General features: G+C 62.2%; 15 protein-coding genes. 9 read left to right on the top strand and 6 right to left on the bottom strand.

Features of this window, described 5'->3' with window-relative positions:
• Positions 1-12: 12 nt before the first annotated feature.
• Positions 13-1,662 (bottom strand): energy-dependent translational throttle protein EttA, encoded by a 1,650-nt coding sequence (ettA, locus tag E0H22_RS08520; RefSeq protein WP_233025231.1) that lies wholly within the window; start codon positions 1,660-1,662, stop codon positions 13-15.
• A gap of 248 nt (positions 1,663-1,910) precedes the next feature.
• On the opposite strand from ettA, the gene E0H22_RS08515 reads away from it, so the two are divergent.
• Both E0H22_RS08515 and E0H22_RS08510 read left to right on the top strand, forming a co-directional pair.
• A complete protein-coding gene (locus E0H22_RS08515; RefSeq protein ID WP_233025230.1) occupies positions 1,911-2,108 on the top strand; it encodes a hypothetical protein in 198 nt (65 codons plus the stop codon).
• Between the two features lie 114 nt (positions 2,109-2,222).
• Positions 2,223-3,182, top strand: coding sequence for a D-2-hydroxyacid dehydrogenase family protein (locus E0H22_RS08510; RefSeq protein WP_233025229.1), 960 nt, complete (start codon positions 2,223-2,225; stop codon positions 3,180-3,182).
• 80 nt (positions 3,183-3,262) lie between these two features.
• Here the strand turns inward: E0H22_RS08510 and E0H22_RS08505 are convergent, their stop codons facing one another.
• Positions 3,263-4,426 (bottom strand): L,D-transpeptidase family protein, encoded by a 1,164-nt coding sequence (locus E0H22_RS08505; RefSeq protein WP_430715231.1) that lies wholly within the window; start codon positions 4,424-4,426, stop codon positions 3,263-3,265.
• 337 nt (positions 4,427-4,763) lie between these two features.
• Here E0H22_RS08505 and E0H22_RS08500 point away from each other — a divergent pair, with 337 nt between their 5' ends.
• Positions 4,764-5,537 (top strand): hypothetical protein, encoded by a 774-nt coding sequence (locus E0H22_RS08500; RefSeq protein ID WP_233025228.1) that lies wholly within the window; start codon positions 4,764-4,766, stop codon positions 5,535-5,537.
• An 11-nt stretch (positions 5,538-5,548) separates the two neighbouring features.
• Here the strand turns inward: E0H22_RS08500 and sseA are convergent, their stop codons facing one another.
• The 3 genes from sseA to E0H22_RS08485 all read right to left on the bottom strand — a co-directional run bounded on the left by sseA (position 5,549) and on the right by E0H22_RS08485 (position 8,156).
• Positions 5,549-6,403 carry a 3-mercaptopyruvate sulfurtransferase gene (sseA, locus tag E0H22_RS08495; protein WP_233025227.1) on the bottom strand — a complete coding sequence of 285 codons (855 nt, stop codon included), beginning with the start codon at positions 6,401-6,403 and terminating at the stop codon, positions 5,549-5,551.
• Between the two features lie 158 nt (positions 6,404-6,561).
• Entirely contained in the window at positions 6,562-6,978 is a 417-nt protein-coding gene (locus tag E0H22_RS08490) for a rhodanese-like domain-containing protein (RefSeq protein ID WP_233025226.1), read from the bottom strand.
• The gene (locus tag E0H22_RS08485; protein WP_233026211.1) at positions 6,975-8,156 is read right to left on the bottom strand and encodes a vWA domain-containing protein; all 1,182 of its coding nucleotides are present in this window, start codon (positions 8,154-8,156) and stop codon (positions 6,975-6,977) included. The genes E0H22_RS08490 and E0H22_RS08485 overlap by 4 nt, the downstream gene beginning before the upstream one ends.
• A 289-nt stretch (positions 8,157-8,445) precedes the next feature.
• Between E0H22_RS08485 and E0H22_RS08480 the strand changes: the two genes are divergently transcribed.
• From E0H22_RS08480 to E0H22_RS08455, 6 genes are all read left to right on the top strand, one after another.
• A complete protein-coding gene (locus tag E0H22_RS08480) occupies positions 8,446-10,365 on the top strand; it encodes a sensor domain-containing diguanylate cyclase (protein ID WP_233025225.1) in 1,920 nt (639 codons plus the stop codon).
• Positions 10,366-10,493: 128 nt separating this feature from the next.
• On the top strand, positions 10,494-10,736 hold the full coding sequence (locus E0H22_RS08475) for a GlsB/YeaQ/YmgE family stress response membrane protein (protein WP_233025224.1): 243 nt from the start codon (positions 10,494-10,496) through the stop codon (positions 10,734-10,736).
• Positions 10,737-10,809: 73 nt separating this feature from the next.
• Positions 10,810-11,652 carry an AAA family ATPase gene (locus tag E0H22_RS08470; protein ID WP_233025223.1) on the top strand — a complete coding sequence of 281 codons (843 nt, stop codon included), beginning with the start codon at positions 10,810-10,812 and terminating at the stop codon, positions 11,650-11,652.
• Positions 11,653-11,837: 185 nt separating this feature from the next.
• A complete protein-coding gene (locus E0H22_RS08465) occupies positions 11,838-12,884 on the top strand; it encodes an aromatic ring-hydroxylating dioxygenase subunit alpha (protein ID WP_233025222.1) in 1,047 nt (348 codons plus the stop codon).
• 4 nt (positions 12,885-12,888) lie between these two features.
• Positions 12,889-13,644, top strand: a complete 756-nt coding sequence (locus E0H22_RS08460; RefSeq protein WP_233025221.1) for a GntR family transcriptional regulator — start codon at positions 12,889-12,891, stop codon at positions 13,642-13,644.
• 11 nt (positions 13,645-13,655) lie between these two features.
• Positions 13,656-14,633: a PDR/VanB family oxidoreductase gene (locus tag E0H22_RS08455; protein ID WP_233025220.1), complete on the top strand. Its 978-nt coding sequence runs from the start codon at positions 13,656-13,658 to the stop codon at positions 14,631-14,633.
• On the opposite strand, the gene E0H22_RS08450 is transcribed toward E0H22_RS08455, so the two are convergent.
• Positions 14,612-15,853, bottom strand: a complete 1,242-nt coding sequence (locus E0H22_RS08450) for an MFS transporter (protein WP_233025219.1) — start codon at positions 15,851-15,853, stop codon at positions 14,612-14,614. The two genes, E0H22_RS08455 and E0H22_RS08450, sit on opposite strands and share 22 nt — an antisense overlap.
• Positions 15,854-15,961 lie beyond the last annotated feature (108 nt).

Genomic DNA, 15,961 nt, shown 5'->3' with positions numbered 1-15,961 from the left:
CGCCGTCTCCCCTTAGCGCGTCAGTTTCTTGTACTTCACGCGATGCGGGATAATGCTGTCCTGACCGAGACGACGCATCTTGTCCTTCTCGTAGTCCTGGAAGTTTCCTTCAAACCACTCGACATGGCTATCGCCTTCGAATGCGAGGATGTGCGTGGCGATACGATCGAGGAACCAGCGATCATGGCTGATGATCACGGCGCAGCCGGCGAAATCCTCCAGCGCCTCTTCGAGGGCCCGGAGCGTGTCGACATCGAGATCGTTGGTCGGTTCGTCGAGCAGAAGAACGTTGGCGCCGGACTTCAGCATCTTGGCGAGATGCACGCGGTTGCGTTCACCGCCCGACAGCGAGCCGACCTTCTTCTGCTGGTCGCCGCCCTTGAAGTTGAAGGCCGAGCAATAGCCGCGCGAATTGACCTCCTTCTTGCCGAGCAGGATCAGCTCGTTCTTGCCGGAAATTTCCTCCCAGACGGTCGCCTTGTCATCCAGCGCATCGCGTGACTGATCAACATAGCCGAGCTGCACGGTCTCGCCGACGGTAATGGTGCCACCGTCCGGCTTCTCCTGCCCGGTGATCATCTTGAACAATGTCGACTTGCCGGCGCCGTTAGCCCCGATGACGCCGACAATGCCGCCGGGCGGCAGCTTGAAGGAGAGATCGTCGATCAGCACGCGATCGCCGAAGCCTTTGCTCAGATGTTCGAAATCGACGACATTGGCGCCGAGACGCTCGGCCACCGGAATGACGATCTGCGCCGTCTGGCTCTGCTTCTCGCTGGCCTGCTTGAGCAGATCCTCGTAGCGCTGGTAGCGCGCCTTTGACTTGGCTTGGCGGGCCTTGGGAGACGATGCGATCCACTCCTGCTCGCGGGCCAGCGTCTTCTGATGCGCGGCGTCCTCGCGGCCCTCCTGCTCAAGGCGCTTCTGCTTCTGCACCAGCCAGGACGAATAGTTGCCCTCGTAAGGGATGCCGCGGCCGCGATCGAGTTCAAGAATCCACGAAGTAACGTTATCAAGGAAGTAACGATCGTGGGTCACGATCAGGATGGCGCCCGGATAGTTGCGCAGATGACCTTCCAGCCACGACACGGATTCGGCGTCGAGATGGTTGGTCGGTTCGTCGAGCAGCAACAGTTCCGGCTGGTCGAGCAGCAGGCGGCACAGGGCCACGCGGCGGCGTTCACCACCCGACAGCTTGGTGACGTCGGCATCGTCGGGCGGGCAGCGCAACGCGTCCATCGCCTGGTCGACCTTGCTGTCGAGATCCCACAGGCCCTGGGCCTCGATCTCGTCCTGCAGCTTGGTCATCTCATCGGCGGTCTCGTCGGAATAGTTCATCGCCAGTTCGTTGTAGCGATCGAGGATCGCCTTCTGCTTGGCGACACCTTCCATCACGTTCTCGCGAACATTCTTGGCCGGATCCAGATGCGGTTCCTGTTCGAGATAGCCGACACGAGCGCCTTCGGCGACCCAGGCTTCGCCGGTATAGTCCTTGTCGATGCCCGCCATGATCTTGAGCAGGGTCGACTTACCAGCACCGTTGACGCCGAGCACGCCGATCTTGGCGTCCGGATAGAACGACAGATGAACGTTATCCAGCACCTTGCGGGTCGGATAGGCCTTGGTGAGGCCCTGCATGAAATAGACGAACTGGCGAGCCATATTGATCCTTAAAGGAGTGGGATCCTTGAATCCGGAGCTGAAGCGTGGAAATCGGGTTGCCACCGATGTAGCGGCGCTGCCCCCAAAGGGCAACCGGGGGCTTTAAGCATCTGGTAACGCTAGCTTCCGGACGCTGCCGGATCATGACAATTCGAACCGCTTTTTAACGACTGGCGACCACTGTGCGGACAGGGCGATTCCTCACGCCCGCCGCGGCCGTAGCCGTGGGCAGACAGGCGGAGCCCGTCATGGCGAATATTGCATCAGTCCCTTCAGCCGCCCGCGCCGACGCCAAAATCGCGTCTGCCGGACTGCTGAAGGAAATCCGGCAGTTCTGGCAGACGTTCTTCGTCGCGGCCTTCAATCCCTACCATCCGGAACAGCATTATATGCGCGGTCCCGGCCCCGCCTGCCGCGCCAAGGAAAAGTCGCCGCCCTCACATTGAGCTGATCGCCCCCGAATTGCGGGCTGCGGCGCTTGCGTACTCTCGCGTGTCGCGCAATGTCTCCATCCCCTGACGACCTCTGCTCGTCGTCACCTGACCGGATGGACCGACTTCATGACCCCGCTGCGCTGTGCAATCCTTGACGACTATCAGAATGTGGCCCTGAAACTGGCCGACTGGTCCAAGCTCGGCGACCGCATCGATATCACGGTGTTCGACACGCCGTTCGCCTCGGGCGACGAGGCCGCAGCCGCGCTGAAGGATTTCGAGATCGTCTGTGCGATGCGCGAGCGCACGCCGTTCCCTCGCACGCTGTTCGACGCGCTCCCGAAACTGAAGCTGCTCATCACATCGGGCATGCGCAATGCCGCGATCGATCTCGCCGCTGCCAAGGCGCATGGTGTCACGGTCTGCGGTACCGCCATGGTGGGGAATCCGACTGCAGGTCTCACCATCGGTCTAATGCTGGAACTGACGCGGAAAATCGGCTTCGAACATGCGCGCATGAAGGCTGGCGAGCCGTGGCAAGTCACACTCGGCGAGGATGTCGAAGGCAAGACGCTCGGCATCATCGGACTCGGCAAGCTCGGCACCAAAGTCGCCAGAATCGCGCAGGCGCTCGGCATGAAGGTGCTGGCCTGGAGCACAAATCTGACGCCGGAGGCCTGCGCCGAGGCCGGCGTGACCTATGCGACGAAGCAAGACTTGTTCTCGCAATCGGACGTCATCACCATTCATGTCGTCCTCAGCGATCGCTCGCGCGGGCTGGTATCGCGCGAGGACCTCGTACGCATGAAGCCGACCGCGTATCTGATTAACACGGCGCGCGGACCTATCGTGGACGAAGACGCGCTGCTCGAAGCCCTGCAGGCCGGGAAGATCGCAGGCGCCGGCATTGACACCTACGCGCACGAGCCGCTCCCCATCGACAGCCCGCTGCGCAAGCTCGACAATGTCGTGATCACGCCGCATCTCGGCTATGTCACCGCGGAGAACTACAAGCGCATTTACGCCGAGATGATCGAGGCTATCGGCGCTTTCCTGAAAGGCGAGCCGGTGCGCCCGTTGAACTAACCGGCGATCACCTTCCCAAACAGAACGGGCGCGGTGCTTTCACACCGCGCCCGTTCTGTTTGGACGTCAGCCGCTCGAAATCAGCGAACCGTCACCGGCGCCGGCAGCGGCTGCACCGCGGAGGGCTGCGTGCCCGGCAGCGGCGCGATATTGGCGGCCGGCATCGGGGCGGCACTGGCACTTGGGCCCGGAACCGGCCCCGCCGCCGCGGTGGTCGCCGGCGGCTTACCCGGCCACACCACCACGCGGGTGCCGACCTTGGCGCGCTCGAACAGGTCCGACACGTCTTCATTCAGCATGCCGATGCAGCCGGACGAGACCGACTTGCCGATGGTCGATGGCTGATTGGTGCCGTGGATGCGGTAAACGGTCGAGCCGAGATACATGGCGCGGGCCCCCATCGGGTTGCCCTCGCCGCCCGCCATGAAGCGCGGCAGGTAGGGCTGGCGCTCGATCATTTCCGCCGGCGGATGCCAATCGGGCCATTCGGCCTTTCGGGTGATCTTCTGCACGCCGTTCCAGGTGAAACCGTCGCGGCCGACGCGCACACCGTAGCGCATCGCGCGGTTGTTCCCGAGCACGTAATACAGGTGATAGTTCGGCGTATCGACGATGATCGTTCCGGGCGGCTCCTTGGTGACGAAGTTCACTTCCTGGCGGCGCAGATTCGGCGGCAACTGGACGGGACCGGCATCGGGTTGTTCTTCCGGCGGCAGCGACGCAACCATCACCGAGCGACCATTGGCGCCCATGGCGGGATCACCCGGCTGCACCGAGCCGGTGACCGGGGCCGGCGGCTGTCCGCCGTAAGCCGGGGCGCCATAGGCCTGCGCGCCAACGCCTTCCGGCGGGCGCGGACCGGCCTCAGCCGGGCCACGATAGGATTCGGCCGGGCCGCGATAGGAATAGGTTTGCGGCTGCTGCATCGGGCGGCCATAGCGCGGATCGTCCGGAGACATCACCGGCCCCTGGTTGGCGATACCGGGGCTGGAAAGTCCCGCCTGAGGGCGGCCGTTACGCGACGGAGCCTCGTCCTCGTCCAGCGAATCGAAATCAGGCATTGCGTCCATGGCGCTGCCGCGCGGGCTGGCGGGATAGCCGCCGGGCGGATAGCCGGGCTCTGCCGGAATGGAGTAGCCGCTGGGCGATGCTTGCGGGTAGCCCTGCGCAACCGCGAGCGAGTGCCCGGCGGCGCTGCTGAGAGCCAGAGTCGCGAACGTCGTTAGAAAACGCTTGATCATCATTGCCCTTGTCAAAGCTTCGAGCAGAAATCGGGGTTGAAAGGTCAGATCGCGCAGGATCACGGCGCATTCAAGACAAATCCGGGAAAAAGCCCCGCATTTCCTTCACATTCGCACGATTGCCGGTGGGCGTGGCCAACATGCCGCACGCCGATGGCTCTTCACACCACAGCAACCCATGCGTCGTTTGTGCCCCGCATCTTTTAACAAACGGTTTGCGGGACGCTGCGGTATTCTTCGTGGGACTGATTCGCGCTGGCGAAACAGCCGTCCCCTGTGTGCTTCACCGCGTTCCCCTGGTTCGAAAGCCTTTGTATCGGTCGAAGGCGGAACAGCAGTCATGCTTCCCGGCATTCGTTTCCTGTGCGCCGCCGTCGTCCTTGCGGTTTCCCTGGTCATTTTCGGCATGGGCGCCGCTGCGCTGCTGCGCAGTGCCCACGAGGAATTCGCCAGTCTTCCGAACCACCGACCGCCGCCGGTTCCCGATTTCGGCCGGCAGCCGGATCCGCCGCCTTCGCTGGCGATGTTGCGGCTCGAACCGCGCGTCACCGAGGTCTCTGACCCGACGCTGTCGCCGGCCATACAGAGCGGCGAATCGACGCCATCGGCCGCGACAACCGAGGCCAAGACCGACTCCGCTCCCGAACCGATCGCAACAGCCATCATTGCGCCTGCGTTGGAGGCCGAGAAGCCTGTTTCCATCGAAGCTTCTCCCGCGACGCCGAGCGAGCCCGCCATGGTCGTGGCAGCCGCACCGGCCCAGACGTCGGAACCTGCCCCTGCCCCCCTTCAGACCGCGCCGGTTCCCGAAACCACCGCGAGCATCTCGTTGCCGACGGCGACGATCATGGAATTGCCGACCGCGACGCTCACCGCCGAAGATGCCCAGCTGTCGTCGAGCAAGGTGGCCGTGCTCGGTGGGCCGACAATCCACACCGAACCGGTGCCGCTCCCCAGTTCGCGCCCGACCGCGGAACCGCCCAAGGCGAAGCCCGTGAAGAAAGTGATGAAAAAGCCGGCCGTCAGAAAACGACGTGTGGCTGCGCGCGCCATGCCGGCAGTGGCGCCGGTCGCGCAGCAACAGGATCCATTCGGATTGTCGCAGCTCCGCTGAGCCGATGCGGATCAGGCAGGCCCGGTTGCGACCGGTGGCCCATCCTGCAGCCCCCATTCCGACCATGAGCCGTCATAGAGCGCCGAGCCGCGCACGCCCAGACGATACAGGGCCAGCGTGAGCACGGCGGCGGAGACACCGGAGCCGCAGGTGGTGACGACGGGTCTTCGAAGATCAAGACCGGCCTTGTCGAACGCCTTTCGCAAATCGTCGAGCGGCTTCATGGTGCCGGTCGCAGCATCGAACAGCTCGTTATAGGGCAGATTGCGGCTGCCGGGGATGTGGCCTGACCGCAGACCTGGCCGCGGCTCAGCGACGCTGCCCTCGAAGCGGTTGGCGGCGCGTGCATCGATGGTCTGCTCGGTGCGGCTGTCGAGATTGGCAACGAGTTGCGCCTTGCTGCGCACACAGGACGGATCGAATTTTGCGGCGAACCTTCCCGGCGCCGGCTTCACTTGGCCGACGTCCACCGAGCGACCTTCGGCACGCCACTTCTTCAACCCGCCATCGAGGATCCTGACATTCGCGTGGCCGAAAGACAGAAACATCCACCATGCGCGCGGCGCGGCGACCCAGCCTCCAGCGTCATAAAGCACCACCGTGTCATCCGACGAAATGCCGAGCGCGCCGATGTCCCGCGCGAACTGTTCCTCGTTCGGAAACATATGCGGCAGGTCCACCGAATGATCCGACACCGCATCGACATCGAAGAACACCGCACCGGGAATATGCGCGGCGAGATAATCCTCGATCGGCAGCGGCAGCACGCCGGGCATTTTGAAGGAGGCGTCGACGACCTTGACCTTGGAGTCGCCGAGATGCGCGGCGAGCCATTCGGTGGAGACGAGCGGATCGGTGTCGGTCATGAGTACCTCTCAACATGGCGTCATGGCCGGGTCCGTCCCGGCCATTTACGACGTCATTCTATAAGGCGACAGTAAAGACGTGGATGCCCGGCACGTCTAGCGAAGCTTGCCTCGCGCTGGCCGGGCATGACGAATGATCGTGATGAGCTTCGACCGGCTCAGCCTTTCGGCGCCTTCGATTCGACCTTTTCCACCGCGCCGCCGGCATTGCGCCAGGCGGTGAAACCGCCGCCGAGATGGGCGACCGGCTTAAGCCCCATGTCGGCCGCCGTCTTGGCGGCAAGCGCCGAGCGCCAGCCCGATGCGCAATGGAAGATGAACTTCTTGTCTTCCTGGAAGATCGGCTTGCCATAAGGGCTTTCCGGATCGATCCAGAATTCCAGCATACCGCGCGTGCAGGAGAAAGAGCCTGGGATTTTGCCTTCGCGCTCGATCTCGCGGGGGTCACGGATATCGACGATGACCACATCGGGGCTCTGCGCAGCCTTGATCACGTCGTCGGCGCTCATCGTCTCGATCTGCGCATTAGCCTCGTCGAGCAGGGCTTTATAGCCACGGGTTATCTTCTGGGTCATGCCTTCCTCACCAATTCCTTCATCGCGGCTTCGAGGCCTTCGATGGTCAGCGGATACATGCGTTCGGAAAACAGACGGCGGATGATCGTCGTCGATTCCGAATAGTCCCAGTGCCGCTGCGCCACCGGATTGAGCCAGATCGTATTCGGATAGGTCTGCGTGACGCGCTCCAGCCAGACCGAACCGGCCTCTTCATTAACATGCTCGACCGAGCCGCCCGGCACCATAATCTCATAGGGTGACATCGATGCATCGCCGACGAATACGACCTTGTAGTCGTGAGCGTATTTGTGCAGCACGTCCCAGGTCGGCGTACGATCGGTGAAGCGGCGCTTGTTCTGCTTCCACACGCCTTCATAGAGACAGTTGTGGAAGTAGAAATACTCCATGTGCTTGAATTCGCTCTTGGCCGCGGAGAACAATTCCTCGACCTGCTCGATATGCGAGTCCATCGAGCCGCCGATGTCGAAGAACACCAGAACCTTCACCGCATTGCGCCGCTCGGGGCGCATATGCACATCGAGATAGCCGTGATTGGCGGTCTCGCGGATGGTCGTGTCGAGATCGAGTTCATCCGGCGCACCGGTGCGGGCGAATTTACGGAGCCGGCGCAGCGCCACCTTGATGTTGCGAATGCCGAGTTCGACATTGCCGTCGAGGTCCTTGAACTCGCGCTTGTCCCAGACCTTCACGGCGCGCTGATTACGGCTCTTCTCCTGCCCGATGCGGATGCCTTCGGGATTGTAACCCTGCGCACCGAAGGGCGAGGTACCGGCCGTGCCGATCCACTTGTTCCCGCCCTGATGGCGTTTTTTCTGCTCTTCCAGGCGCTTCTTCAGCGTCTCCATGAGCTTGTCCCAGCCCATGGCCTCGATCTGCTTTTTCTCTTCGTCGGTGAGATATTTTTCGGCCAGCTTGCGTAGCCACTCTTCCGGGATTTCCGCCTTCTCCATGGCATCGAGCAGATTCTCGAGCCCCTTGAAGGTCGAGCCGAACACCCGGTCAAATTTGTCGAGATTGCGCTCGTCCTTCACCAGCGCAGCACGAGAGAGATAGTAGAAGTGCTCAACCGACTGATCGGCGAGATTGGCATCGAGCGCTTCCATCAGCGTGAGATATTCACGCAGCGTGACGGGAACCTGCGCATCGCGCAGCGAAGTGAAAAATTGCAGGAACATAATCGACAGATTGCCCGAGCCCCGGCGTCCGTCAAGGGTACGGCGGTAGATAGTTGCGCGGAAGGTCACATCCCCTGCCATATGGCGCCACCACGTCTCGCGGCGGTTCAAGGCCAACGCCGAATTCCGCTGAACGGTATTGTGACATGGCCGTTGCGGCGGCAGATATTTGCTTCAACCCTTCCGGCGACGGCAAACCCATGAGAGAGTGTCACGCCTACACTGCGGATCGGCAGTTATCATGAAGGCAACGGATCATGCTGACGATCCGACTTTGAATGCAGCAAGCATGGCTATAGCGACCACATCGACAGCACGTTCCCCGAGCAGGCTATCGGCCCCCGGTGTGATCGTTGCGGTATTCGTGCTGGCGATGAGCGCCTGCGTACTCGGCCTCATCCTGTGGAAGACGATCGATGCGCGGCGCGGCGCTTTGCTGCAGAGCGAGGTCAGCGTCCGAAATCTCGCGCATTCGCTCCAGGAACAAACGTCGCATACGTTTCAGGCCGCGGACGTCGCGATGACCGGCATGGTCGACCTGCTGAAATATCAGAACCCACGTCCCGACCGGTTCAACCAGTTTCTCGTCAATGTCATCAAATCGCTGCCGCAAATACGCGGATTCGGTGTCCTCGATGCTGCCGGCGAATGGCGTTACTCTTCTCTGCCAAAGATGCCGCCGCACAACGACTCCGACCGTAGCGCCTTCATCTTTCACAGGGAGAATGACGATCCCGGCCTGCGCCTCAACGATCCGCTGCTGTCGCACCTCACAGATCAGACGACGATCTTGCTAACGCGACGCCTGAACGACCAGGAGGGCAGATTCAACGGCGTTGTGATCGCGGCCATCGCGAGCGATTATTTCAACGATATTTTCAAGAGCTTCGACCTCGGCGAGCAAGCCGGCATCAGCCTGCTGCGTAATGACGGCATCGTGCTGGCCCATTGGCCATCGCTCGATGTCGGGAAAGACCTGTCAGGTACGCAACTGTTCCAGAACAAGCTGAAGGAAGCCCACAGCGGCTACTATCGGGTCACGTCGCCGTTCGACGGCGTCACCAAGTATATCGGCTATGAGCAAAGCGCGTCCTACCCCGTCATCGTCACCGTCGCCGTTCCGGAGAAACTGGTACTGGCTGACTGGCGCGAGCACCTCTGGTCTGACATCGCCGTGGCTGCCGTCCTTCTGTGCAGCGTGATCCTGCTCGCCGCCTTGCTGTCGACCCAGTTCCGCTTCCGCCTCAACATGGAGAAGGCGCTGCGCGAGCGTGAGTCGCGCTATCGTCTGCTCGCCGACAACATTGCCGATGTGGTGATCCTGCTCGACCAGGACGGCAATTTTCTCTATGTGTCGCACTCGGTCGAGTTCGTGCTCGGCCTCGATCCGGCTGCGCTGATCGGCCGGTCCTGTTTCGAACTCGTGCATCCAGACGACATTCCTGCTGTCCGTGAGGCCAATGCCAAGCTGACCGGTTCGTCCACCATGCAGAGCATCGTCTTCCGCACCTATCGCGACGATGGATCGACTGCATGGGTCGAGATCAACTTCAAACGCGCCGAACGAGCGGAGGATTCCGACGATCGGATCGCGATTGTCGGTGTGCTGCGCGACGTGACCCTGCGCAAGGTCATGCAGGACGAACTCACCGCGCTGAACGAGCGGCTTGCCGAACTCGCGACCACCGACGGCCTCACCGGGCTCGCCAATCGCCGCACCCTCGACAACTTCCTCAGCCGCGCCTTCGCACAGGACGACCGGCTTTCGGTGCTGTTGATCGATATCGACCATTTCAAGAGCTATAATGACAGCATGGGTCACCAGGCTGGCGACGGCTGCCTCAAGCGCGTCGCTTCGGTGCTGGCTGACGCCACCATCAACACGTCCGCCCTCGCCGCACGCTATGGCGGCGAGGAATTCGCCATCATCCTGCCCGGTACTGCGGAAGCGGATGCTGTAACCGTCGCCGAGGCAGTCAGGTTTAGGGTACGCGCGCTGGATATCGCCAACGAGGCCGCCGCACGCGGCTATCTCTCCATCAGCGTGGGTGTTGCGAGCCGCCATGCACGGACGACCAGCGAGGACGCGTTGCTGGGTGAAGCCGATCTTGCGCTCTACGAGGCCAAACGGCGCGGCCGCAACTGTGTCGTCGCATCGAGCGCGCTCGATCAGGACGATTTCAGCCGGAAATTTGAGCAGCAGGGTTGACCGCCACAACGTTCCGCGTCGTGGCATTTACACCCACCGGCCCGGACAGCCCGGCTGGACCTGCCCGATAATTCAATTAAACTTCCAAGCGATGCACGGCATTCGCCGGTGCGCCCAAGGATGAATGGATGAGTATTCTCGCAGCACTGGTGATCGGTGCCATTGCCGGCTGGCTCGCCGGACTGATCGTGCGCGGCGCCGGCTTCGGCCTGCTCGGCAATATCGTGGTCGGCATTATCGGCGCGCTGGTCGCCGGCTGGCTGCTGCCAAAACTGAATGTCACGCTGGCCACCGGCACGCTGGGCTCGATCCTCGATGCCACCGTGGGCGCCGTCATCGTCCTGGTCGTGCTCTCACTGATCCGGCGCTAGCCGTTCCCCCATCCCGCGATCTTTCCATTGCTCCGCGTCGCCGCGCGGCAAGAACAACAAGGCAAGCCAGCTTATGAAATTTACCGGTACCAAAGACTACGTCGCCACCGATGACCTCAAGGTCGCGGTCAATGCCGCTATCGTGCTGGAGCGCCCGCTGCTGGTGAAGGGTGAGCCTGGCACCGGCAAGACCGTGCTGGCCGAGGAGATCGCCAAGGCGCTTGGCTCGCCATTGCTGACCTGGCACATCAAATCCACCACCAAAGCGCAGCAGGGCCTTTACGAGTACGACGCCGTCTCGCGCCTTCGCGACAGCCAGCTGGGCGACCCCCGCGTCTCGGATATCGCCAACTACATCAAACGCGGCAAGCTCTGGGAAGCCTTCACCCATGACGCGCGCCCGGTCCTGCTGATCGACGAAATCGACAAGGCCGACATCGAATTCCCGAACGACCTGCTGCTCGAGCTCGACCGCATGGAATTCCATGTCTACGAGACCGGCGAGACCATCAAGGCCTCGAAGCGACCGGTGGTGATCATTACATCGAACAATGAGAAGGAATTGCCGGACGCCTTCCTGCGCCGCTGCTTCTTCCACTACATCAAGTTCCCCGACAGCGAGACCATGGCACAGATCGTCGAGGTGCATTTCCCGGGGATCAAGCAGCGCCTGGTCGCGGAAGCGATGCGTATCTTCTTCGAAGTGCGCGACGTGCCCGGCCTGAAGAAGAAGCCATCAACGTCCGAACTGCTCGACTGGCTCAAGCTGCTGGTCAACGAGGACATGTCGCCGGAACAGCTCCGCGAGCGTGACCCCCGAAAATTGATTCCGCCGCTGCACGGCGCGCTGCTCAAGAACGAACAGGACGTGCATCTGTTCGAACGGCTGGCATTCCTGAACCGCCGGGAAGTCTGACGGTCAAGTATACAAGGCGACGGAAAAACCGCCCGATTGGGCGGTTTTTTGTTACCTCAATCAAAAGAAATCGGAAGTTCTGTATACATTAATCTTCCAAAATAGCTGAATAATGCGATATCGTCCGATCAAACCGCCACCAATGTATACAGGCGGAACGCAGAACAGCATGAAGGAGGATTACCATGCCCGCTTCATTCCCGATGAATGCCTGGTACGTCGCGGCCTGGGATACGGAGATCAAGCGCCAGCTTTTTCCGCGCACCATCTGCGGCAAGCATGTGGTGATGTATCGCCGCGCCGATGGTGGGGTGAGCGCGCTGGAGGATGCGTGCTGGCATCGGCTCGTGCCGCTCTCCAAGGGCCGGCTCGAAGGCGACACCGTCGTCTGCGGCTATCACGGTCTCAAATACAATGCGCAGGGCCGCTGCACCTTCATGCCCTCGCAGGAAACCATCAACCCGTCAGCCCGTGTGCGCTCCTATCCGGTGGTGGAGCGACATCGTTATGTCTGGCTCTGGATGGGCGACCCTGCACTCGCCGATCCTTCGCTGGTACCCGACCTGCACTGGAACGACGACCCGGAATGGGCCGGCGACGGCAAGACCATCCACGTCAAATGCGACTACCGGCTGGTACTGGACAATCTCATGGATCTCACCCATGAGACTTTTGTGCACGGCTCCAGCATCGGTCAGGACGATGTCGCCGAGGCACCGTTCGACGTCAGCCACGGCGACAAGACCGTCACGGTGACGCGCTGGATGAAGGGCATCACGGCGCCGCCGTTCTGGGCCGCGCAATTGCAAAAGCCCGGACCGGTCGATCGCTGGCAGATCATCCGTTTTGAGGTGCCCTGCACGATCGCCATCGATGTCGGCGTGGCACCGGCGAACACCGGCGCACCCGAAGGCGATCGGTCCCAAGGCGTCAACGGTTTCGTGCTCAACACGATCACGCCGGAAACCGAGACCACCTGCCACTATTTCTGGTCGTTCATGCGCAATTACCGTCGCCACGAACAGCGCCTGACAACAGAGATTCGCGACGGCGTCGCCGGCATTTTCCATGAAGACGAACTCGTCCTCGAAGCCCAGCAGCGGGCCATGGACGAAAATCCGGATCGCATCTTCTACAATCTCAATATCGACGCCGGCGCCATGTGGGCGCGGCGCCTCATCGATCGGATGGTCGCGCGGGAGACCGGGTCACATCTGCAGGCGGCGGAGTAGCAACATGAGCGACCGCGAGTCCGAACGCTCGGTGTCACAGACCGTCCGCGCCCAGCTCGCCTTGCGCGACATGATCCTGTCCGGCCAGCTGCGGTCGGGCGAACGCATCTCGGAACTGCAGGCGGTCGATATCACCGGCGTATCGCGAACGCCGGTGCGTCTGGCATTGGTAAGGCTCGAGGACGAAGGGCTGCTGCAGGCGATTCCCTCAGGCGGCTTTATGGTGAAAGCCTTTTCGGAACGCGACATCCTCGATTCCATCGAGCTGCGCGGTACCATGGAGGGCTTGGCCGCCCGCCTTGCTGCTGAACGCGGCGCCAGCGCGCGCCATCTCGAACCGCTGAAGGAATGTCTCGCCGATCTCGATCAGCTCGTGCGGCAGGATCCGATTTCGGTTGAAGCCTTTTCGGCCTATGTAACGCTCAATGCGCGCTTTCATGCGCTGCTCACCGAATTGTCCGGCAGTCCGCCGGTGGTGCGTCAGATCGATCGTGTTGCGGCCATGCCATTTGCATCGCCAAGCGCCTTCGTGATGGCGCAGTCGGCGCTGCCGGAAGCGCATAACATCCTGCTCATCGCACAGGAGCATCACCGCATCGTCGTCGATGCCATCGAGAACCGTGAAAGCGCGCGGGCGGAGGCGATCATGCGCGAGCACGCGCGGCTTGCGGTGCGCAATTTGCGCCTGGCGCTGCGCAGCCGCACCAATCTCGATCTGCTGCCTGCACTGACCTTGATCACCACATCGCCCACGGACTGAGGAGACGCCCCATGCGCTTTGCCGATCACTGGACATCGGGCACCGTCGAGGCGATCCGCGATCTTACGGCGGGAATCCGCGAATTCACGCTGAAGCCGGACGCGCCGCTGCAGGCCTTCCCGCCCGGCAGCCACATCACCGTGAGCCTGCTGATCGACGGACAGCCGCAGACGAGATCATATTCCATCGTCGGCGCACGCAGCCTGGACCGGTTGCGCATCGCCGTGCGGCTGGCGCCGGACAGCCGCGGAGGTTCGCAAGCCATGTGGGCCTTGCAGCCGGGCGCACGACTGGATTTCACCGCGCCTTCCACCCTGCTCGATCTCGACTGGACTCGTGACAACTATTGCCTGATCGCCGGCGGCATCGGCATCACGCCGATCTCTGCCGTCGCGCATGCGCTATGCCAACGTGGCGTGAACGCAGCTCTGCACTATGCGGTGAAGACGCGAAACGATGCGGCCTATCTGGACGATATGGCAGCCTTGCTCGGCGACCATCTGCATATTCATGCCAGCGACGAAGACCATCGCCTCGATTTCGCGGAGACCTTCGCAGCCTTGCCAGCCGACGCGATCGCCATCATCTGCGGGCCGATGCGCATGACCGAAGACGCCCGCCGCGCCTGGCAGACGGCCGGCCGTCGTCCAACCGATCTGCGCTACGAGACCTTCGGCTCGAGCGGCCTGCTGCCGGCCACGGAATTCCGCGTCCGGTTGAAAGGCACCGGCACTGAAATCGTCGTGCCGCAGAACCGTTCGATGCTGGCAGCACTCCGCGACTCCGGACATGAGGTGATCTCCGACTGTGAGCGCGGCGAATGCGGCATCTGCGCCATCGGCGTGGTCGCGATCGACGGCGAAATCGACCATCGCGACGTGTTCTTCAGCGCCCATCAGAAGCTGGACAACGCCAAGATCTGCCCCTGCGTATCGCGCGCCATCGGCACCGTGACGGTCGATACGCTCTATCGCGCCGATGCGATCTGACGCGATGCCGGGCCGCGCAGCGTCGCGACCAGCGAGATGATTGCGAGCAGGATGACGACGGCTCCGTAGACGTAGGCTACGGTGGCCAAACCCACGAATGGTACCGAGACGCCGGCCGCCAGCGCCGGCAGGCTGAAGGCCAGATACGAAATCACGTAGAACGTCGCCAGCAGGCCCGCGCGCTGATGCGCTTCGGCGGTCGGTAGCAAGGAGCTCAGGATTCCCGCAAAGGACGATCCAAAGCCAATGCCGGCGATCGTCGTTCCGACGAAGAGCAGCACTGTGCTGTGCTGTTGGATACCGAACAGCGAGACCATCACGCCGATCGATAGGCCGGTGGTCCCGATGATCAGCAACCGACGGGCCGGCAAGTGCCGCAGCACGCCCACCGACACCGCGCCTGCAAGCATCAAGGTTGCCACGACGATACCGCCGATCCATGGCGCACTGACACCCATGGTGACGGCAACGATGGTCGGCATCAGCGACAGATAAAAGCCACCAAGCGCCCAGCTCGCGACATTCGCCGGCGTGACGAGCATCAAGGCCGCACGCGACTGAGCTGGCACGCGGACATTCGGCCACAACGACGCAAGTGCTCCCGGCTTCCGCGAGACCGTCTCGGGCATGAACCACAATAGAAAGATCAGCACCGCCGTAATGACGAACAGCACTTCATAGACGAGGTGAAAAGGATCGGGCGCGAAGGTGACGAGCAGCCCGGCGCCCAGCGCGCCGACCATCAGGCCGACAAAGGCGCTGACACTGTTGAGCAGCGGTCCGCGCGTGCGGTCGCTATCGAGAATGGCGGCGCCGAGCGTCGTCGTCGAGGCACCGACACAGAGCCCTTGCACTGCGCGGGCGAGAATGAGGTCCCCGACATCGGCCGCGTAGGAGAACAGCATCATCGCCACGGCATTGACGATCAGACCGCCGAGGATCACAGGGCGCCGTCCGACATAGTCCGACAGGCCGCCAACCGTGAGCAGCGCCGCGAGGAGACTGATCGCATAGACCGCAAAGACGAGCGTGATCATCAGCGGCGTAAGATGCATGCTCTCCTGATAGAGCCGATAGAGCGGCGTCGCGGCGCTGCTGCTGCCGACCACCGTGGCCGCAGAGACAAAGCTGAAGGCCGTCATCGCCCAGAGCGGCGCTTTCTTGGCGGGCTCTGCACTTGGCGAGGCGCCAACACAGGTATCTCCGGAGCTTCCTTGCATGGCGGCTTCCTAAAGGCTAATTATTCGCTTTAACAAAACTAGGACGCCTGCGCGCTTAATGCAAATGTTTTGCGTTAAGCATTTTCGCATGGCTCATCCGCTGGAGAC

The organism is Rhodopseudomonas boonkerdii (assembly GCF_021184025.1).
Classification (GTDB): Bacteria; Pseudomonadota; Alphaproteobacteria; order Rhizobiales; family Xanthobacteraceae; genus Tardiphaga; species Tardiphaga boonkerdii.
The sequence above is the reverse complement of the archived record's forward strand: the minus strand, read 5'-3'. Positions and strand labels throughout refer to the sequence as shown.

Coding starts and splice junctions, on each gene's coding strand:
- E0H22_RS08505 (WP_430715231.1), bottom strand. CDS start 4,426: ATGATGATCAAGCGTTTTCTAACGACGTTCGCGACTCTGGCTCTCAGC.
- sseA (WP_233025227.1), bottom strand. CDS start 6,403: ATGACCGACACCGATCCGCTCGTCTCCACCGAATGGCTCGCCGCGCAT.
- E0H22_RS08500 (WP_233025228.1), top strand. CDS start 4,764: ATGCTTCCCGGCATTCGTTTCCTGTGCGCCGCCGTCGTCCTTGCGGTT.
- E0H22_RS08515 (WP_233025230.1), top strand. CDS start 1,911: ATGGCGAATATTGCATCAGTCCCTTCAGCCGCCCGCGCCGACGCCAAA.
- E0H22_RS08450 (WP_233025219.1), bottom strand. CDS start 15,853: ATGCAAGGAAGCTCCGGAGATACCTGTGTTGGCGCCTCGCCAAGTGCA.
- E0H22_RS08455 (WP_233025220.1), top strand. CDS start 13,656: ATGCGCTTTGCCGATCACTGGACATCGGGCACCGTCGAGGCGATCCGC.
- E0H22_RS08485 (WP_233026211.1), bottom strand. CDS start 8,156: ATGTTCCTGCAATTTTTCACTTCGCTGCGCGATGCGCAGGTTCCCGTC.
- E0H22_RS08475 (WP_233025224.1), top strand. CDS start 10,494: ATGAGTATTCTCGCAGCACTGGTGATCGGTGCCATTGCCGGCTGGCTC.
- E0H22_RS08470 (WP_233025223.1), top strand. CDS start 10,810: ATGAAATTTACCGGTACCAAAGACTACGTCGCCACCGATGACCTCAAG.
- E0H22_RS08490 (WP_233025226.1), bottom strand. CDS start 6,978: ATGACCCAGAAGATAACCCGTGGCTATAAAGCCCTGCTCGACGAGGCT.
- E0H22_RS08480 (WP_233025225.1), top strand. CDS start 8,446: ATGGCTATAGCGACCACATCGACAGCACGTTCCCCGAGCAGGCTATCG.
- E0H22_RS08510 (WP_233025229.1), top strand. CDS start 2,223: ATGACCCCGCTGCGCTGTGCAATCCTTGACGACTATCAGAATGTGGCC.
- E0H22_RS08460 (WP_233025221.1), top strand. CDS start 12,889: ATGAGCGACCGCGAGTCCGAACGCTCGGTGTCACAGACCGTCCGCGCC.
- ettA (WP_233025231.1), bottom strand. CDS start 1,662: ATGGCTCGCCAGTTCGTCTATTTCATGCAGGGCCTCACCAAGGCCTAT.
- E0H22_RS08465 (WP_233025222.1), top strand. CDS start 11,838: ATGCCCGCTTCATTCCCGATGAATGCCTGGTACGTCGCGGCCTGGGAT.